Source organism: Nostoc sp. T09 (assembly GCF_002154695.1).
Lineage (GTDB): Bacteria > Cyanobacteriota > Cyanobacteriia > Cyanobacteriales > Nostocaceae > Aulosira.
Map to the genome: position 1 here is coordinate 1 of NZ_MTAV01000025.1, position 18,496 is coordinate 18,496.

Annotated in this window: 19 protein-coding genes and 1 tRNA gene; 5 read left to right on the top strand and 15 right to left on the bottom strand. The window is 43.2% G+C overall.

Translation table 11 applies throughout. The annotated features are described in order from the left end of the window. Positions 1-130: 130 nt before the first annotated feature. The 10 genes from moeB to BV372_RS07440 form a co-directional block, all read right to left on the bottom strand. Positions 131-1,303: a molybdopterin-synthase adenylyltransferase MoeB gene (gene moeB, locus BV372_RS07395; RefSeq protein ID WP_086685399.1), complete on the bottom strand. Its 1,173-nt coding sequence runs from the start codon at positions 1,301-1,303 to the stop codon at positions 131-133. 66 nt (positions 1,304-1,369) lie between these two features. Beyond that, entirely contained in the window at positions 1,370-1,828 is a 459-nt protein-coding gene (locus BV372_RS07400; protein WP_086685402.1) for a Mov34/MPN/PAD-1 family protein, read from the bottom strand. A 182-nt stretch (positions 1,829-2,010) separates the two neighbouring features. After that, the gene (locus tag BV372_RS07405; protein ID WP_086685404.1) at positions 2,011-2,754 is read right to left on the bottom strand and encodes a carbonic anhydrase; all 744 of its coding nucleotides are present in this window, start codon (positions 2,752-2,754) and stop codon (positions 2,011-2,013) included. Between the two features lie 203 nt (positions 2,755-2,957). Continuing rightward, complete coding sequence (locus BV372_RS07410) at positions 2,958-3,686, bottom strand: ABC transporter ATP-binding protein (RefSeq protein ID WP_086685406.1); 729 nt, start codon at positions 3,684-3,686, stop codon at positions 2,958-2,960. Between the two features lie 187 nt (positions 3,687-3,873). Next, the gene (locus BV372_RS07415) at positions 3,874-4,098 is read right to left on the bottom strand and encodes a 4Fe-4S dicluster domain-containing protein (RefSeq protein WP_086685408.1); all 225 of its coding nucleotides are present in this window, start codon (positions 4,096-4,098) and stop codon (positions 3,874-3,876) included. 131 nt (positions 4,099-4,229) lie between these two features. After that, positions 4,230-5,438, bottom strand: a complete 1,209-nt coding sequence (locus BV372_RS07420) for an ATP phosphoribosyltransferase regulatory subunit (protein WP_086685410.1) — start codon at positions 5,436-5,438, stop codon at positions 4,230-4,232. A gap of 77 nt (positions 5,439-5,515) precedes the next feature. After that, positions 5,516-6,472 carry a J domain-containing protein gene (locus BV372_RS07425; RefSeq protein WP_086685412.1) on the bottom strand — a complete coding sequence of 319 codons (957 nt, stop codon included), beginning with the start codon at positions 6,470-6,472 and terminating at the stop codon, positions 5,516-5,518. Positions 6,473-6,582: 110 nt separating this feature from the next. Then, a complete protein-coding gene (locus BV372_RS07430) occupies positions 6,583-7,395 on the bottom strand; it encodes an inositol monophosphatase family protein (protein ID WP_086685414.1) in 813 nt (270 codons plus the stop codon). A 124-nt stretch (positions 7,396-7,519) separates the two neighbouring features. Continuing rightward, positions 7,520-8,071, bottom strand: a complete 552-nt coding sequence (locus BV372_RS07435; RefSeq protein ID WP_086685416.1) for a thermonuclease family protein — start codon at positions 8,069-8,071, stop codon at positions 7,520-7,522. A gap of 240 nt (positions 8,072-8,311) precedes the next feature. Next, positions 8,312-8,680 carry a 2Fe-2S iron-sulfur cluster-binding protein gene (locus BV372_RS07440; protein ID WP_086685418.1) on the bottom strand — a complete coding sequence of 123 codons (369 nt, stop codon included), beginning with the start codon at positions 8,678-8,680 and terminating at the stop codon, positions 8,312-8,314. Between the two features lie 92 nt (positions 8,681-8,772). Between BV372_RS07440 and BV372_RS07445 the strand changes: the two genes are divergently transcribed. After that, a tRNA-Ser gene (locus BV372_RS07445) sits at positions 8,773-8,859 on the top strand. Positions 8,860-9,169: 310 nt separating this feature from the next. On the opposite strand, the gene BV372_RS07450 is transcribed toward BV372_RS07445, so the two are convergent. After that, positions 9,170-10,933 (bottom strand): SWIM zinc finger domain-containing protein, encoded by a 1,764-nt coding sequence (locus BV372_RS07450; RefSeq protein WP_179198008.1) that lies wholly within the window; start codon positions 10,931-10,933, stop codon positions 9,170-9,172. Between the two features lie 372 nt (positions 10,934-11,305). Here BV372_RS07450 and lpdA point away from each other — a divergent pair, with 372 nt between their 5' ends. From lpdA to BV372_RS35080, 4 genes are all read left to right on the top strand, one after another. Then, positions 11,306-12,736, top strand: a complete 1,431-nt coding sequence (gene lpdA / locus BV372_RS07455; RefSeq protein ID WP_086685421.1) for a dihydrolipoyl dehydrogenase — start codon at positions 11,306-11,308, stop codon at positions 12,734-12,736. Positions 12,737-12,832: 96 nt separating this feature from the next. Further along, positions 12,833-13,723 carry an indole-3-glycerol phosphate synthase TrpC gene (gene trpC, locus BV372_RS07460; RefSeq protein WP_086685423.1) on the top strand — a complete coding sequence of 297 codons (891 nt, stop codon included), beginning with the start codon at positions 12,833-12,835 and terminating at the stop codon, positions 13,721-13,723. A gap of 112 nt (positions 13,724-13,835) precedes the next feature. Next, positions 13,836-14,084, top strand: coding sequence for a DUF5340 domain-containing protein (locus BV372_RS07465; RefSeq protein WP_086685425.1), 249 nt, complete (start codon positions 13,836-13,838; stop codon positions 14,082-14,084). A 390-nt stretch (positions 14,085-14,474) separates the two neighbouring features. Further along, positions 14,475-14,672 (top strand): hypothetical protein, encoded by a 198-nt coding sequence (locus BV372_RS35080; protein ID WP_143845009.1) that lies wholly within the window; start codon positions 14,475-14,477, stop codon positions 14,670-14,672. 264 nt (positions 14,673-14,936) lie between these two features. Here the strand turns inward: BV372_RS35080 and BV372_RS07470 are convergent, their stop codons facing one another. From BV372_RS07470 to BV372_RS07485, 4 genes are all read right to left on the bottom strand, one after another. Further along, the gene (locus BV372_RS07470) at positions 14,937-15,164 is read right to left on the bottom strand and encodes a DUF2949 domain-containing protein (RefSeq protein WP_086685427.1); all 228 of its coding nucleotides are present in this window, start codon (positions 15,162-15,164) and stop codon (positions 14,937-14,939) included. A 512-nt stretch (positions 15,165-15,676) separates the two neighbouring features. Then, the gene (locus BV372_RS07475) at positions 15,677-16,186 is read right to left on the bottom strand and encodes a DUF192 domain-containing protein (protein ID WP_086685430.1); all 510 of its coding nucleotides are present in this window, start codon (positions 16,184-16,186) and stop codon (positions 15,677-15,679) included. Between the two features lie 269 nt (positions 16,187-16,455). Further along, on the bottom strand, positions 16,456-17,142 hold the full coding sequence (gene nblR / locus BV372_RS07480; RefSeq protein ID WP_086685432.1) for a response regulator transcription factor NblR: 687 nt from the start codon (positions 17,140-17,142) through the stop codon (positions 16,456-16,458). A 386-nt stretch (positions 17,143-17,528) separates the two neighbouring features. Beyond that, entirely contained in the window at positions 17,529-18,446 is a 918-nt protein-coding gene (locus BV372_RS07485; protein ID WP_086685434.1) for an NAD(+) kinase, read from the bottom strand. Positions 18,447-18,496: the final 50 nt, after the last annotated feature.

Sequence of the window (18,496 nt, forward strand, 5' to 3'; positions counted from 1 at the left end):
GCCCCAGGCTTACAGCCTGTGGGCGGTCTTTTGGGTAAGCCAGAGAAGTTAAGTTGACACTAATGAGCATTGCTGTGCCCCTACGATCGCTTATATTTTATGCAAGCCAAAACTTTAGATATCTTGCAGTTTAATATTCGGGAACCGAAGGATCTACTTCCCGACTCCAAGCGGTAATTCCGCCTTTAACATTCGTTCCAACAATCCCTGATTCTTTAAGAATGCTCAGGGCTTTTGCCGATCGCCCGCCCATTTTACAATGAGCTATTAAGCGGTGTCCGTTGAGTACTTCTTTTACCTTTTGCACGCCATCACCATTTTCAATATCTGGTAATGGTACTAATACAGAGCCAGGAATCTTGGCAATTTCGTATTCATGAGGGTTGCGGACATCCAACAGCACAAAGTCTTTTGCACCGCTATCTAATAACTGTTTCAATTCCACAACAGTCATTTCTTGAACTTCCTGCTGCTGTTTCGCTTCTTCAGCTTTCGCTTGGGGAATACCGCAGAATTCTTCGTAATCTATCAGTTTTTCAATAACTGGACGAATGGGGTTGGGACGCAGCTTCAATTCCCGGAACTTCATTTCTAAGGCGTTGTACAGTAGCAGTCGTCCACTTAAGGTATTACCTTGTCCAAGAATAATTTTGACAGTTTCTGTGGCTTGAATAACACCAATAATTCCTGGCAATATTCCTAACACCCCACCTTCTGCACAAGAGGGAACCATTCCTGGTGGTGGTGGTTCGGGATACAAGTCACGATAATTCGGCCCTTCTTGGTAGTTAAATACAGTAGCTTGCCCTTCAAAGCGGAAAATAGAACCGTAGACGTTGGGCTTATTAAGCAACACACAAGCGTCGTTAACTAGATATCTCGTGGGGAAATTATCAGTACCATCCACGACAATATCGTAAGGTTCCAAAATACTCAGAGCATTTTCGGAACTGAGGCGAGTCTCATGGAGATCAACCTGACAGTAAGGGTTAATCTCGAGAATTCGCTCTTTAGCTGATTGAATCTTCGGTTTACCTACCCAGGATGTACCGTGAATTACTTGGCGTTGCAAATTAGAAGTATCGACAACATCGAAATCAACAATACCGATGCGTCCAATACCCGCCGCCGCCAAATATAACAGCAGTGGCGCACCCAGTCCACCTGTACCAATACACAGGACACTGGCGGCTTTTAGGCGTTTCTGCCCCTCCAGCCCCACTTCCGGCAAAATTAGGTGACGGGAGTAGCGTTCGTAATCGTCTTTTGTCAACTGGATTTCATCCAGATTGGGATTGAGCATAGCAATTTAATGTGGAGAGCGGACTATCAATAGTACCGAAAAATGTTATCCGTATTGAGCGGTTATTTAAATTATGTTCTTAATTGTTTCTGGTTGGAATTGATGAGTGTCATCTAAACTCCAGCTTTGGAGTGTCTCAGCTTTACCTTTTTGAACGGAAACTATTATATACGAGTATTCAGGCCAAGCATAGAGGCGATCGCATTCTGAGGGAATTGGGGGCGCATCAGTATGGGAGTGGTAAATACCGATAATATTCAGCGAGCGATCGCGTGCTTCTCTTTGGGCTTGTAACATAACTTGGGGTGCGATCGCATATCTTCGCCTTTGGCTCTCTGTTGTGTCATCATATGGGAAGTCTGCTGCTTCTGTATTCCAGGCATTTTCTGTTGGCATAACTTCTACTACAGTTTTGCCTTCGCTCATGGCATGACCCAGTATTATACCGCAACACTCCTCAGGGTAAGTGCTTTCAGCATGGGTGCGGATAATTTGCAGGTGTTCGGGGAGGAGTTGGAGAATCATCAAAAATTCCTACTCAGCTTCTCAATCTAACTTTCCAGTAATTCTTTCACTTCTACAACACTACTGACCAACTGAGCTTTTTTTGACTTTCCAAACATCCTCTCAGATAATCCACTCAAATTCACCAGAGTCTAAATCTTGTAAAACTTTGACAATATTTTTAACAAACTTCTTATTAATAATTAAGAAAGCATAGTTACTTTTCCTGTAGCTAGGTCGTAACGACCACCAACAATTTTAAGTTTGTCTTCCCTAACTAAGTTTCTTAAAATTGTTGAACTTTCTGCCAACCTTTGTGCTTGATATCGCACATTGGTGATGATAGCACTTTCTGCTAAATTGCTAGTTTTGTGTCTGGCTATTTCTACAGCCGGTTTGATTTCTTCTACAAAAATACCAATTCTGCCAGGGAGTGGTTTACCTTCAACCGCAGCCTGTACTGCACCACATTTTGCATGTCCCAAAACTAAAATTAGTTGTGCACCTAATACTGATGTAGCGTATTCCAAGCTACCTATAGCCTCTTGAGATGCGACATTACCAGCAACTCGCACAACAAATAAATCCCCTAGTCCTTGGTCAAAAACAATTTCTGCGGGTACTCGAGAATCAGCACAACCTAGTATGGCTGCAAATGGATATTGAGCTACAACTGTTTCCTGCAAACGCAACTTTGATTGGTGAGGATTCAGACGTTTCCCTTGCACAAACCTTTGATTTCCCGTTAGTAAATTATTTAAAGCAACTTGTGGATTAACTGGTTGTGGTCTTTGTCCAACATCAGTATTAGATGCGTGTTGAGCTACAGCTGGCTCATCTTTCCAAAGCATACCGCCAGCACCAACAATAGCCCCGATACCAAGGCTACCCATACCTGCTAAATGTAAAAAATTGCGTCGCCCAATAAATCCATTAATTCTAGTCATTCATCTACCTGACAACAGTTTCGTTGTTGCCTGGAAGATATCAAAATTCAGCCAGATGCAAGAGTACGCGCTGACACGGTTTAAGAGTCATTTAATCTTTTGTCATTGGTCATTGGTCATTGGTCATTGGTCATTTGTCCTTTGTCTCCCCTGTCCCATTGCTCCCCACCCTCCCCCACACTTCCCACACTCCCTTGTCCCCCTTAATGCCCTTTCCCGGCTCCCAGATACAGTTCTGCCACTTTAGGGTCATTCAACAATTCTCGACCTGGGCCGGAGATAGCATCGCGTCCTGACTCTAGTACATAACCACGATCGGCCATTTCCAAAGCTTTCCGGGCATTTTGCTCTACCAAAACAATTGCTGTACCACTCTGGTTAATTTGCTTAATCTGCTCAAATACTTGTGTAACTAGTATGGGAGATAAAGCAGCAGAAGGTTCATCCAAAAGCAGCAAACTCGGTTCCAACATCAAAGCTTTACCCATTGCCAACATCTGACGTTCTCCTCCTGAGAGAGTCCCAGCACGTTGACGACGGCGATCGCTTAATCGGGGAAACATGGTAAATATATGATCTTTAAGGGGTTTTAGTGGAACATTACGCACAAAAGCCCCCATTTCCAGGTTTTCTTCAACACTGAGCGAAGGGAAGACATTAGTAATTTGCGGTACGTAACACATTCCCCGTTGAACTATTTGATTTGACTTTAGTCCTGCAATATTGTCACCTTTAAAAGTAATAGTGCCTGTATGGGGTGTTAACAGTCCAAAAATGGTTTTTGCCAAGGTGGATTTACCAGCACCGTTAGGGCCGATTACGGTTACCAGTTCCCCCGCTTCAACTCGGAAATTTACACCTTGCAGGATATCTACGTCTTTAATATATCCAGCATGAACATTTTCAACTTCTAGCAAATAATCAATAGTCATTTGTCAATAGTCATTTGTTATTGGGTATTGGGCATGGGACAAACAAGGAGTGTGGGAGGATGGCGAAGATGGCGGGAAGCGCTCGAAAGAAAGTGTGGTTCGTTTCTCCCCACACTCCCCTCTCTCCCCACACTCTCCTCTGCTCCTCTGCTCCCTTGCCTCTTTCTTAACCCTGGACTATGGACTATTATGGTGTTTTTTGCAAATCGGGTCGCTCTTCTGGGACGATCGCTCCTTCAACTGGGCAAACTTGGATACAGATGCCGCAATCAATGCAGGTGGCAAAGTCAATCCAGTACCAATCGGTTCCCTTCGTATTTTTACCAGGCCCATCATGAATACAAGCTACTGGACAAGCATCTACGCAGTCAGCGATGCCTTCACAGACATCAGTAACAATTGTGTGTGGCATATTCTTGATTCCCTCTGTTTGAAATCGGCTGTTTCTAGCCTAGCAATTAGAAATATTTACTACTAAGCTGTAACGTATATATTTTGCCTATACTTAGTAGCCAGAATGCTTGCTATTGAATTGGAGATTGCTTAAGACAATGGTTCTATGGTTGGTGAGCCATCAGCTTTAATCCAGGCAATTTGGTCAATGCCGCGATCGCGTGCGTATTGCCGAATAGCCTCTACATCTCTTCCTCCCAAATCTATTTCTACCCGCACCATCTCGTTAGAATACCGTAGCTTTTGCGCGTAAGCAAAGGCGGCAGCATCAGCATTAGCTGTTGGTACTACTAACCAATCGCTAGCTGGTGGAGCTTGTGGTAATTGCTGAGTAGACAAGATAATTTGGGATAAATCTTCGATGTTGAGAGCAAAGCCAATTCCAGGGATGTTTTCTCCTTGGGGATGATATAGCCCTAAAAGCTGGTCGTAGCGACCACCTCTTCCTAAAACTCGGGCTTGCCCTTCGGTATCGCTAACAACTTCAAACACGATACCAGTGTAATAGTCGATAGTTTGAATTAAGCTGAGATCCAGGATTAAGGGGAAATTTCCGCCGGATTCCAGTAACTCTACTAAAGATGCGAGGTTGTTCACAGCCTCTTGTTGTGCTTGATCTAGCTCTAAGCTATTGACTTTTCGCAATACTTCGGTACTTGTGCCGCGTAGATCTAAGATGAGTCTGGCGCGATCGCGCAGTTCCTCACTTAGAGGTAAATTATCTATGGCAATGCGGTCGAGATTGGCGATCGCACGGCGAATTTTACTTTGGAGATGGGCAGGAAAAACGCTCAAGAGCGATCGGGTAATTCCCGCCTCACCTAAAATTAAATGCCATCGCTGCAACGACAGCGCCGCCAAGCAATCTACTACTAACAACAACACTTCTGCATTGGCTAGCAATCCGCCAGCACCAAGCAACTCTACCCCAGCTTGATAAAACTCTTGCTGACGGTTATGCCTGTTTTCCCAGATGCGGCGAAACACATTGGCATTGTAGTACAGCCGTTGCGGATAAGTAGCACCTGCCATGCGAGTCACAACAGTACGAGCAATAGAGGCTGTGAGTTCTGGACGCAACCCTAATTCTTCATCTTCAGCATTTTGGAGTTGAATTACCGTTTGGCGCTGAATTGCTTCCCCCGCCATCAGGGTATCCATCCGCTCCAAAGTTGAGGTGATAATCCTGTGATATCCCCAACGATGAAATACTTGTTGTAACCTATCTTCAATCCAGCGTTTTTGAGCCACATCCAAAGGTAATAAATCCCTGGCTCCCGCTGCTGGTTGATAAACCATTCATCCTCCGTATATTAATCCTGTTCTCTTGCAAAATCTCCTTATATATGGACATAGCACTTAGTGTGAGTCGCTGATTATTTTTTCTTCCCACCAAACAAACCACCAAACAAACCACCACCTCCAGAGTTATCTGATTGTTTACCAGCTGTATTGGCAGGTGACTTTCCCTTGGAACCACCAGATTGTTGCCCCAAAGCCTTATCTAGTTTTGGTTTCCATTCCAAGGCTGTTTTGTCGTTGGGGTCTAATTTCAGCGCATTATCAAAGTGAATCTTGGCCATTTTCAAGCGATTTTGCTTCAAATACACCAATGCTATCAGGCTATGGCAGCGACTATTCTTAGGTTCTAGTTTTATCGCATCTTGCAACTCTACTTGAGCTTGGGCAAATTGGTTTTTGTCAATCAAAGTTTGCGCGCGACGGAGATAGTGATCCACTGCTGAATCTTCGTTGACTGGCGCTGGCGGTGGTGGTGCCGGATTTGGCTTTGGCGGAACTGAGTTAACAGTGGGTTGAATCAATGGCGGGGGTGGTGCTGCCAATGATTTACCAGCATTCCGCATTAAGTAAACTAAATTCAACTCACTAATTTGGGCAATGACTTGCGGTACTTGCTGCAACGACTGATATTGAGTTTCTGCAAGTTTAGCGATCGCTGTTTTATAGAGTTGATTGATATTTGATTCGGGAGCAGTAGCTAACTGTTTAGCCAAGTTGGTGTGAATGTCCACCGCAGTAGCTTCTTGTACTAAACGCTTCCCCATTTGAGACAGAACTATCATGTATTCCGCGCGGGTGCGTTCCCCAGAAAGCTTTTCGTAAGCTGGGTTAACCAACTTTGATAAGAATTCGCTAGCTAGCTGTTTTTCAGACGCACTGGCAGCACCATTAGCATCAGGATGTAAAAGCCGGGCAATTGCCAGATAGCGTTTGCGAATATCTTTTACATCTGCATCAACAGGAACGCACAAAACTGCATGATGGTCTATGAAATCATATTTAAAAAGTCCACGATCTATTCTTAAAGACATAAAAGGGTATGCACCAAAGTCTGCGAAATATTTTTCTAGTTTACTTCGCTACATTGGCGATCCGTCAGTGGCAAATTGTTAAAATTCATACCCTCCAATAGTTAATTCCCTCAAGTCCAACTTGACAGTGGACGAACTTGCATCAATTCTTGGCTGAGGCTGTCGTGAAGATAACCATTAGTAGCCAGAATTCTACCTGACTCAATTTTAAAAGGACTACCATCGTAGGCAGTAACCTTCCCACCAGCTTCTTGCAGGATGATAATGCCAGCAGCCATATCCCAAGGAGCAAGTCCTCTTTCCCAATAGCCATCAAACCGCCCACAAGCAACATAAGCCAAATCCATCGCGGCTGAACCACTGCGCCTAACCCCTTGAGTCAGATGGGTGAAATGACAAAATTCTGCATAATTATTATCAGATGTTTCCCGGCGATCGTAGGCAAATCCCGATACTAAAAGGCTTTTACCTAGTTCAGATGTAGCCGAAACTTTGATGGGTCGTCGGTTGCGTGTTGCTCCTAAGTCGGCAGCTGCACGAAATAGCTCATTGTGAAAGGGGTTATAAATTACACCTACTTGTGGAACGCCATTAATTAACAACCCGATGGAAACAGCAAAATCAGGGTATTGGTGAGCGTAGTTGGTTGTCCCATCTAGAGGATCGATTGCCCAAAGGTATTCATTATCTTGATCACCAAGTTTTCCAGATTCTTCAGCCAAGATAGAGTGTTGGGGAAAGTGGCGACGCAAAACTTCCAAAACTACCACTTCCGAAGCTTTATCGGCTGCTGTCACTAAATCACCAGGACGCCCTTTTTCTGTGATTGCGTCTTCTAATTTACCCCAGTAGCTTTGCAATACTTCACCAGCAGCTAAAGCAGCTTCGGTGGCTATGTCTAGAAAAGTTTGTAGATTAGTCATTGGTCATTCGTCATTAATCATTGGTCATTAGTCATTGGGTAATAGGCAATAGTCAAGAATCATTTCTCCCTTGTCCCATTTCTCCCCACCCTCCCCACACTCCCTTGTCCTCCTAGTCCCCCTCTCATCGATACTGGCGGCGAAACTCAGCAGGAGTAAGGCGCATGGGTTTTTCCGGTTGCCAAATTCCTTGTCCCATGATTCTTGCCCATTGTTGGGCACGTTCTAAACGCTGGTCATATTTATGATTAGGCGATCGCCCTACAAATAATACGTACCCTTGTTTAACTAATTCTTCATTCACCAACACCTTATCTTTCCACACATAGGCTAAAGTCCGGCCAATTTTGTCTTTGGGTTCAATGTCAAACTCCAGCGTTACAACTTGTTCTGTACCCCCAATTAGCGCCTCTAACCTTTGCTTGGCGTTGTCTCCCCAAGGACGCTGGCGGATATCTGGTGCATCAATCCCAATTAACCGCACTTGGGAAATCAAATTCGGTTGTTCAGCCATCCCTAAAACTTCCAAACTTTGCCCACTTACTACCCGCGCTACTTTTACCTGCACCTGATTGGCTGTTAGCTGATTATTGGCTTGACAACTTACAAGGAGTAATAGACAAGCCAAAATTACTATTCTTCGCACTAATACGCCAAAATGCGCCAGCAAAGGCATGAGATGGCAGATGGCAGATGGCAGATGGCAGAAGGGAAATTTTATAAATAAATTGAGGGATTTCAAACAAGAACACCTTTTTTTTTCACTTTGAGAGTCTCGAAAAAAATCTTTTACTCTTTTCATAAATCAATCATGGTGGCTTTAAGCCCACTTAGCAGAGGGCGAAATATAGTTTCTTTCTTCTGCCTCCTGCCCTCTGCCTTTCTTTATAATTTGCACCTTTGCGCCAACCAATTCTTAATCCTCATCTAAAGGTAAACCCGCCTTAACTTTCCCTCTAGCAAAATAGCGCCCAAACTGGAGTTCATAGACTTCATCTTCGTCTTGTGTCTCCACTTCCAAATCAGAACGAGGATAACTCACACATAATAGGGCATAACCTTTCCGCCGTAACTCTGGTGACAATCCTATTGCTTCTGGTTGGTAAATTTCTCCCGACAGCACCCTAACAGCACAAGTCGTGCAAGCCCCATTACGGCAAGAAAACGGCAATTCTGTTCCTTGTTGTTCAGCGCTGTGCAAAATGTAGCGGTCTTCTGGCACTTCTAGGGTATATTCTTTGCCAGAATTGCGATCGTGAACTCTAATCGTGTATGTTCGGGACATTTTAATTGAGGATTTTAGCTCTACTTTCAAATATCTTCTTTCATCTTTGCATTTTCTGGGATTTCAGTGTAGAATCGTAAATCGTGGCACCTGGAGAGGTGGCCGAGTGGTTGAAGGCGCAGCACTGGAAATGCTGTTATGCAGCAATGTATACGAGGGTTCGAATCCCTCCCTCTCCGTTTTTAAAGCTAGTCTCAACATCTAGCTTGAACCCAAGTTAGATAAACAATTGGGTTCAGCAAACAGCCTTATATTATCAAAACTATTTTCTAAATTTGGTACTTAAAATTAGCGATCGCCTGCATATTTAAGAGCTATAAAAATTGCGATTGCTTCTTAATTTACCTTCTTTTCTAAAGTCCGCCTGCGCGGACTTTGCCTGTGTAGCCGCGACTTCTAGTCGCCAGGGCTTCTTACAATTAGCGATCGCTTCTTAATTTACAACTCCAATAAGTTCGCCTACTTATTTATTAATAACTCTTTTTATCGCTACATATCCCATTCCTTAAACAATCCCATCAATTTACGCTTCCGCCCATGCTGCTGCATTAACTTGGCTTTATAGCTATCCCAATCTGCCTTTCTCTCAGATTCCAAGTAGGCGGCGCGAGCCTTTTTTAACCACTGAACTGCCTGATCGTAAGATTCTGCCTTACCTGCATCCATAATCGATTCCGCACGGCGACAAGCATTAGCAATTACCCAGCTAGGATTGTGAGATATTGCCGCATCCATGACTTGATGAACTAAATCATCATGGTAATAATTGAGTTCATTGACAATTTTAATAGCATCATCAATTAACCCTTCATGTAAGAAAATATCTACCTTGGCTGATTCTCTTCCCCAACCGCCAGATGTGCGAATAATTTGCAAAAGTTCTGTTTTAATATTTGCCCAGTTTTCTCCTGCTAATTCTGCCATCTTTTGGTAATCAACAAAGGAAGCTTTGACTTGGAAAGCAGCCTTGAGTGCCGATAAAGCAGCTTCCCGATTTCCTAATTCCTGGGCTAAATCACTTGTCCAAATACCCAATTCATACTGACAATTTCCTGGTAAATTTAAGCCAATTTGGGCAATATCTAGCGCTTCTGCCAATGAATCCTGCTGCCCAAAGGTTTTCGCTAGGGCAAAGGCTTCTTCCATTGTGTCCATCTGAGCTTGCGCGGCTGTTATTGCTTCGTCTATTCTGCCTAAACGCCCCAGCATTGTCAGATATTGTTCGGTTTGTCCTTCGGCTGCTGCCAAGTACAGGTATTCTTGGTAACGTTCCTGACGTTCCAAAATTTTGAGGCGAATTAAAGCTAAATCATCGGCGTAGTCTGGTATTTCTTCTTCCCAAACTCCCATTTCCGGGATATTACCTTGAAGAACTTGCATAAGTGGCGAGTAATCCCAACCTTGCCGTAACGCTTCAGAAGCTAAGTCAAAATCAGCATCCCACTCATCCTGCCATGCTTCCAAATTGACTTGGATATCAACTTTTTCTTCTGGGGTAAGTTCAGCAGTGAGAATTGCTTCACACCAAGCCTTATTCAATTCTTGGACAATCTCATAGTTGTCAGCACCGTAGTCTGCGACATCATCCCAGTTTTCTACACAACTAGAGGTAATCGCTTCTAAAATAGCGATCGCATTATGACCATCTCCCCGTTCACTCAAATCTACGGCGGTTTGCACTACACTGAGCAATTCCTCACTGATGGGGTCATCATCATAACCATCTTCCCAAGCACGCACGGCATCGCGGAGAATCTGGCGTACTTTCTGCCCAAAAGGCTTTGGATCTATATTGAAAGTTTTTGCGCTTGGCTGTTTAACGGGAGTAGATGTAATCCAGTTGACATGGCGATCGATAGCCTCGATCAATCTGGGATATTCTGCTACTAACTGTAGCAGTAACTTTTTAGTTTGTCGCTCATCCAGGCGATTCAGAAGTTGTTCTAGGGTGGGACGCTCCTCTATACTTTCTGGCTGACGCATACAAACAAGCATGGTTGCCACAATATGTTTACACCACCCCTCAGCATCATAGGGACAAGTGCATTTAACTGAGGTTAATCCCCCGCTATTAAAACTGAGGCTGACTTGATAGGGGTGAGCTTGATTTCCTTCTACTTCAGCCTGAAGTAGGTTACCTCGTTGGGTAAGGGACATCACGGCATCCGCCTCATAATATGCCTCACCTCGTTGAAAAGATTTGGCGTTGGCATTCCGGCGGATAGTAAATTCACTTAACTTGGGAATTAACATCGAGCGATCGCTTTCAGAAATCCTGTGCGTGCGAAGATTTTAAACCTTGCTTGGATATGTAACTAACACGTTGCAAATAAACTCAACGTTTGAGAATTGGGTCTAGGAGGAGAGGCCAGAGCAGACAAGGAGAATAATTAATGACCTTGCCTTTGCCTATTGCCCATTTTTAATTCAAGGCATAGCAGTTAACTAATCTAAGTATAAAATACAGCGAGTATATAAGTTTGATTATGATACTGAAGATATTCAGTCCCTTTGCCTGCTAGCGTAAATCATAAATTGGAATTAGTAACTCCCGAACCTCAAGGGGGTTGCACTGATTGCTAGTCAAGTTGAGAATAAATAGGCGGAGCACACGGGGAAACTAACGTGAGTCAGGGATTCGATTACGATTTAGTGATTATAGGCGCTGGTGTAGCTGGACATGGAGCAGCCCTACACGCCGTAAGTTGCGGTTTAAAAACAGCGATTATTGAAGCAGCTGATATGGGAGGAACCTGTGTCAACCGGGGCTGTATTCCCTCGAAAGCGCTGTTGGCGGCATCTGGACGTGTGCGGGACTTACGTAATGCCCACCACCTGAAGTCGTTGGGAATTCAAGTTGGTAGTGTGGAGTTTGATCGGCAAGCGATCGCCAATCATGCTACCAATCTTGTCGAGAAAATCCAAGGCGATTTAACCAACAGCCTCAAGCGTCTGGGAGTTGATATCATTAAGGGCTGGGGAAAACTAACTGGTACGCAAAAAGTCAGCATTACTGGGGATGGTGGTGAAAAAACTATCACAGCCAAAGACATCATCCTTTCCCCTGGTTCAGTGCCTTTTGTGCCTCCAGGCATTGAAGTAGATGGCAAAACTGTCTTTACTAGTGACCAAGGAGTGAAGTTAGAATCGCTACCAAACTGGGTGGCAATTATTGGCAGTGGCTACATTGGCTTGGAATTTTCCGATATTTACTCAGCTTTGGGCAGTGAAATCACGATGATTGAAGCCCTAGATCAGCTAATGCCGGGATTTGACCGCGATATTGCCAAACTTGCCGAACGGGTGCTGATTACTCCCCGCGATATCGAAACGAAAGTAGGGATCTATGCTAAAAAGGTGATTCCTGGTTCTCCTGTGGTGATTGAGTTAGCAGATTTCAAAACCAAAGAAGATTTAGATGTCATTGAGGTAGATGCTTGTCTAGTGGCTACCGGACGCATTCCAGCTACTAAAAATCTCGGTTTAGAGTCTGTAGGTGTGGAACTCGACCGCAGGAATTTCATTCCCGTCGATGACCGTATGGCGGTATTATCTTCTGGGGAAGTAGTGCCTCATCTGTGGGCAATTGGTGATGCTAACGGCAAAATGATGCTAGCTCATGCTGCTTCTGCTCAAGGTATCGTCGCAGTAGAAAATATCATTGGACGCCCGCGAGAAGTAGATTATCGCAGCATCCCCGCAGCAGCTTTTACTCACCCAGAAGTTAGCTATGTGGGCTTAACGGAAACAGCAGCTAAGGAATTAGGTCAAGCTGAGGGCTTTGAAGTGGGTACGAGTAAGAGTTACTTCAAAGGTAATTCTAAAGCCTTGGCAGAAAATGAAGCAGACGGCATCGCTAAGGTAGTCTATCGCAAAGACACAGGTGAAGTCTTAGGCGTCCACATCTTTGGACTACACGCCTCAGATATCATCCATGAAGCGTCAGCAGCCGTTGCTAACCGCCAATCTGTAAATACCCTCGCTCATTTAGTTCACGCCCATCCTACACTTTCAGAAGTGCTGGACGAAGCTTATAAAAGAGCGATCGCTCATTAGTTTTTTGTCCTTTGTCCTTTGTCATTTGTCCTTGGTTAATCAACAGGGACAAATGACCAATGACCGATGATTAATGACCCTTGACCCTTGACAAATATGCAAATCCGTCGCCGTTCACCTAGTACACCTATTGCTGTTTCATATTTAAGTTATCAGGTTGCTGTGCCAGGTGCAGAGCCAAATAACATTTTGGAGGAAATTGTTTGGCAAAAAGAAATAGAAGTTGACCAAATGCGGGAAAGAGTACCTTTGCGGGAATTGCAAAAGCAAGCACTCACTGCACCGCCAACTCGTGATTTTGTGGGGGCGCTACGACAAGGTAAGACAAAACCAGCATTGATTGCAGAAGTTAAAAAAGCTTCGCCTAGTAAAGGTGTTTTACGGGAGAATTTTGACCCAACTGCGATCGCGCTTTCTTATCAACAAGGAGGTGCTAGTTGTCTTTCTGTACTAACAGATGAGAAATTCTTTCAAGGCAGCTTTGACAATTTAGCAAAGGTTCGGACTGTAGTAGATTTACCTTTGTTGTGTAAAGATTTTATTATCTATCCTTATCAGATGTACTTAGCACGCATTCGGGGGGCAGATGCAGTTTTATTGATTGCCGCTATACTCAGCGATCAAGATTTGCAGTACTTCGTGAAAATTGCCAATTCTCTCAACATGGCAGCTTTAATTGAAGTGCATAGTTTGGCAGAACTTGACCGTGTGTTAGCCTTAGATGGCGTCACTTTGGTAGGAATTAACAATCGCAATTTAGAAGATTTTTCTGTAGACTTGCAAACAACTTGTCAACTACTTGCCCAAAGAGGTAAGCAGTTGCAAGAACGGAACATCTTGGTTGTGAGCGAGTCAGGTTTACATAAAGCAGATGATTTAAGTTTAGTATCAACAGCTGGCGCATCTGCCGTGCTTATTGGTGAGTCTTTAGTTAAACAATCAGAGCCAGAGCTAGCAATTGCCAATCTCTTTGCTAAATCTTCATAGCCTACTCTATCTAAGGGTTAAGCAAATACTGGTTGCCTATGTAACAATTTAGTTAGTAGCAAAAAACTTTGGCTTATCCAAAAATCCCTTATTAAAAAAAACAATAAACTTCATGGAGCAAATTCCTCTGCCCTCACCTATCCACTACGAACTTATACTGCAACTTTTAGAAAGACAAACGATGTCAGCAGTAAGTCAAAATCCGGATTTGCGGCATCAGGTGAATCAGCTAATTATTAGTCTGCGTAAAGCAGCTGCCCAACAAAAGCACCTGGAAGAAATTTGCCAGTTTTCCTCTGTAGCGATTGACCATCGTTGGTCGATCAACCATCATGCTGAAAAAGCTGTTGCTCCTGAATAACAACTCTTGAGCAGGGGAGGAAAGAGGGCCACTCCTCTTTCCTCCTCTAAAAACCATACGTAACTGTTTCTAATCGCAAAGCTCAAGCCTTAGTTGCAGTCATTTTTCACGGTTTTAGACTGTACCTGTGTGACAAGCTTTATATCGGTGCATCAGATTTTCTGTGTCGTCAAAACTACCTTGAGTGACAGGTATTGTGTGATAGGTTTTTATTGGTTTGGCGTTGAATCGCTTGCTACCACAACCACCTAATAATGTGACTTGTATGCGCGCTTATTTGTAGCTGAACTTGGCTACGAAAACTTCTCTCTAGAGAGCCGATGCACTAATAGTTATTACAAAAGTACAAATCTATAAAGTTCGATAAACCAGTTATTTCAGGCGCAACATTTGGGAAATAATTTTTGGCGATCGCAAAGCGTTGTTGCTTCGGTAGGTATTCATATTTTCATTCCGAATGCTTTGGTAATGCATTCTCCATATCCTACGTCTTGTGTTAATTACTTCTACTGGACTAATGCTCTAGTAGCAAGTGTAGCGGTGGCGGCTAGAGTATTTTGTCAATATCGAGCCATAACTTTCTTGTAGCAATTTGAAAAATAATTGTGACAGATTGATGACTCAAAAATTTATCCAGCAACTCGTTCACAATCACGTGATGAGGATTGTTCAGATTCGCAACACTCATCACTCATAACTAAATCAAAAGAGCGAGTTGAATATCTAACTCGCTCTTTTGGTTTTAAACTAAACAAATAGTCAGGGTAAAAGTTTGTTTCCTTTTCTATTAGCCTTTGTGATCGGCGTAATTGATTTGACATACCTCGATTCTCCTACATGAGCTATTCATATCTATGCCGTCTCCAGCCAATCATAAATTTGCTCTAGCTGATCGAGAGTAATCAAACCATACTGCCAAAGTATCATAGGTAAAGGGCCTGGATCTTGCTCTCTATGCCGCAAAGCCACGGACAAAGAAGCTGTAGAAATTGCCAAATCTTCTTGCAAAAAATGAATCAGCCGAGAATACTTTGATGGTGACATTTGTATCTCACCTCCTTGTGCAGAGTGTATTGTCATATATCAGTTCGCCATTTCTCAGTAGCCATTAGCCAGTATCTTATCTGTCACTATGGCATTAATACTTAAATACCACAGCAAATCTTGTCTAAATTTACCTTAAAGAAATTGCTCTGATTGAGAGAAGCACAAAAGCTCAACTCTCGAGCTAATTGCCTGAGAGATGCTCCAGTAGCACTTTTCTCAGATCAAATTGGTTTCATTTTTAGTAAAGGTAGGATCTTATTTTAATTAGACATGTGGTAACAAATATTCCTTAGCTTATAGTCTCTTATTAACGCCTATTTGCACGTACACCAAAAGGAAGATCTTTGAAGGAGAAAGCTTAAAGCTCTGATTCTACCGTGGGGAAAGAAGAGCTTCCAATAATTGGCAATCTATTCAATAGTCGCTTTGTGATCGCATATTATACCAAATTACGTGATATTTTTTTTACATCTACATTATTTGTTTAGATTTTACAATTGTTTAAAAAAGCAACCAACAAACCTGCTTCTACGTAAATTTGCTGTTTATAAGACATTAATTTTGATACTATCTCCAACCTTTAACCTTAATTCAGTAGCTCGTCCAGACCGCAGTTCAATTACTGTATCAATAGGTGTGTTGGGACCGTATGTAGGGCAAGGCTCCTTAATGCAAGGAGGAGCAGAAGTTTGGATATACTTGACAACCCCATTCTGCATAAAGACTATATCTAGAGGGATGAGCGTATTCTTCATCCAGAACCTAACTGGTTGTGCTGAAGGAAACTTAAACAACATCCCTTGGTTATCTGGCAAAGATGTCCGATACATCAAACCTATTTCCTGCTGTTTCGGTGTCTGTGCCACTTCCAACTGCACCTTAGTGCCATTAGGAACAATAGCTTCGGCAGAAATCGGTAGTTTTTGACCAGCTGATACTGGTGCTTGAGTTTGAGAATCAGATGTGGCCGTAGGAGGTTTAGCTGTAGTTGGTGGAGAACAGCCCATCAGCAAAACACTCAGCAATATTGAAAACAAACTAAGTCCACGCAACATAAAAGTACCAATTTTGTAATTGAGATTACGATTTTACAAAATATTAAGCAAGAAAGCTCACAATTTATAGCAGATTTGCTGGGATAAAGTACATAAAACTTTTCACAACGAACCAAACTCTTATCCCTTAACCGTTCAGGCTTTCCCAACTCCAAGTTATATTGCACTCAACTGCCACAATATACTCGTTGAATCAAGAATCCCACCTTTTTAGGGGTGGGATTGTCGAATAATTGCTCTGTAGTCTTTGTTACTCCTGCCATTGGCTTTTAAGATTCTCTTAAAACGTACCCTACGCCTCTGACTGTTTGAATGAGACGCTTTTGGCCTTCATCTTCGATTTTTAAGCGTAAGTAACGAATGTACACTTCAATCACATTTGACTCCCCCATAAAGTCGTAACCCCATACATTTTCGAGAATTTGTTCGCGGGTTAACACTTCACGAGGATGTTCCATTAAGAACTTTAAGAGTTCAAATTCCTTCATGGTTAAGTCAATTACCCGTCCATTATGTATGGCTCGACGGCTGCTTATATCTAAGACTAGCTCCCCAAAACGTAACTGTTCTGTGGTATCGATATCGGGTTTTAAGTAGAGACGAATCAACTTTAAAAAGTCTTCTGAGCGGTAAGGCTTAAGAATGTAGTCATCGGCTCCGGCTTCTAAACAAGCTACCCGATCATCAACGGTATCCCGTGCCATCAGCACTAGTACGGGAGAGCGCATCCCAGAGTTTCTGAGATTTTTGCACAATGAGAGTCCTGATTCCCCTGCTAGCATTCTGTCTAGAACAATTAAAGCAGGTTGGCGATCGCGACTGTATTGTAAACCGCTGATGGCGTCATGAGCCAAAATGGAGTCATAGCCAGCCTCTTGCAAATCAAAAGAAAGCTGACCGGCTAGGCTTTCATCGGTTTCAATTACCAAAACACAAGGACTGTGAGCAACTGTCATATCAATATTGCGATGTTAAGTGCAGAATTTGGATTGTACTAACGTACATAAGCTAGAGATGTAATTTACAAGTTTCTGATGTGGAATCCTGACTTTATCCCAAAAGTTACCATTCTAGGCATAGTTGTGCTCAGAATGAAGATAAGTTATGTATCCGACTGTAACTTGGTATAATATGCCGTTTCAGATGTTTTAGCATTTGCAGGTATTACCCATCAAATTAACCAGGTGCAATTTTACTCACTAGTTCCAAATACCATGACCACACCAGCAATTCTGGAAGGAAATTACCAAAAAAACCCAAAGGCAAAAGTTACAAGATAGGGGTGTAAAGGCTTTGGTCAGATTTTTGAACTAATGATAAATTACCAATGACTAATGACTGTCTAAGGTAATTCTACAGAAGTGGGTTTAGCAATATGGGGCAGACCCCAGCCCAACTTTTCTCGCAAAATCCGAAAAAATTCCGGTGGTTGCAAGCGAATAAACCGGGCAGTATATTGCGATCGCTCTAAATGTACCCGATCCTCTGGTAGAACATAACACCCCCCATTGCCATCCACCACCATTACCAATCGCGGAATATTAACTGGGTAGATGTTGACTGGTTCTGTATCTGGAAATACTAATGCCCTGGAAGCTAACGAATGGGGACAAATGGGCACTAGTTGTAACGCGGGTACACCTGGAATAACTACTGGACCACCAGCACTCAAAGAATAAGCTGTTGAACCAGTTGGTGTGGAAACAATCACACCATCCGCCGCTATATCAACTGGCGCGTGACGCCCTACAGCAATTTCAAAATGGCACATAGAGGTCAATGGTTCCCGGTGCAGTACCATTTCATTGAGACATAGTGCTTCCCAAAGTACTGATTCTCCACGCAGCACTTTGACAGTGAGCATGGCTCGTTCTTCAATTTCATACTCACCCGTCATCACCTGTTCCATAGCTTGGGGCAGTTGATTTAGGTAAGCTTCCGTCAAAAACCCCATGTGACCAGTATTCACTGTTAATAGTGGAATACCGTAGGGGGCTACCTGACGAGACGCTGCCAAAACAGTGCCGTCTCCCCCTAATACCACAGCAAATTCCATGTCTGATTCAAACCCAGGTGGCGTCAGACCATCAATTGGGGTGTGGCATACGGGACTTTCTGGATTACAGTAGCCAAGTATGCCACCGATACTAGTTGTGATGCATACATTCCAACCGGCAGCGGTTAGCTTGTCTTTTAGTTCGATAGCGATGCGAGTCGCTATCGGCTTAAGGTCATTGTAGATAATGCCTGCTTTCGGCACATTCAAATATCCAAGTTTAGGCGACGCTCTGTATTATGCTAATCCTTACA

Coding starts and splice junctions, on each gene's coding strand:
- moeB (WP_086685399.1), bottom strand. CDS start 1,303: ATGCTCAATCCCAATCTGGATGAAATCCAGTTGACAAAAGACGATTAC.
- BV372_RS07400 (WP_086685402.1), bottom strand. CDS start 1,828: ATGATTCTCCAACTCCTCCCCGAACACCTGCAAATTATCCGCACCCAT.
- BV372_RS07405 (WP_086685404.1), bottom strand. CDS start 2,754: ATGACTAGAATTAATGGATTTATTGGGCGACGCAATTTTTTACATTTA.
- BV372_RS07410 (WP_086685406.1), bottom strand. CDS start 3,686: ATGACTATTGATTATTTGCTAGAAGTTGAAAATGTTCATGCTGGATAT.
- BV372_RS07415 (WP_086685408.1), bottom strand. CDS start 4,098: ATGCCACACACAATTGTTACTGATGTCTGTGAAGGCATCGCTGACTGC.
- BV372_RS07420 (WP_086685410.1), bottom strand. CDS start 5,438: ATGGTTTATCAACCAGCAGCGGGAGCCAGGGATTTATTACCTTTGGAT.
- BV372_RS07425 (WP_086685412.1), bottom strand. CDS start 6,472: ATGTCTTTAAGAATAGATCGTGGACTTTTTAAATATGATTTCATAGAC.
- BV372_RS07430 (WP_086685414.1), bottom strand. CDS start 7,395: ATGACTAATCTACAAACTTTTCTAGACATAGCCACCGAAGCTGCTTTA.
- BV372_RS07435 (WP_086685416.1), bottom strand. CDS start 8,071: ATGCCTTTGCTGGCGCATTTTGGCGTATTAGTGCGAAGAATAGTAATT.
- BV372_RS07440 (WP_086685418.1), bottom strand. CDS start 8,680: ATGTCCCGAACATACACGATTAGAGTTCACGATCGCAATTCTGGCAAA.
- BV372_RS07450 (WP_179198008.1), bottom strand. CDS start 10,933: ATGTTAATTCCCAAGTTAAGTGAATTTACTATCCGCCGGAATGCCAAC.
- trpC (WP_086685423.1), top strand. CDS start 12,833: ATGCAAATCCGTCGCCGTTCACCTAGTACACCTATTGCTGTTTCATAT.
- BV372_RS07465 (WP_086685425.1), top strand. CDS start 13,836: ATGGAGCAAATTCCTCTGCCCTCACCTATCCACTACGAACTTATACTG.
- BV372_RS07470 (WP_086685427.1), bottom strand. CDS start 15,164: ATGACAATACACTCTGCACAAGGAGGTGAGATACAAATGTCACCATCA.
- BV372_RS07475 (WP_086685430.1), bottom strand. CDS start 16,186: ATGTTGCGTGGACTTAGTTTGTTTTCAATATTGCTGAGTGTTTTGCTG.
- nblR (WP_086685432.1), bottom strand. CDS start 17,142: ATGACAGTTGCTCACAGTCCTTGTGTTTTGGTAATTGAAACCGATGAA.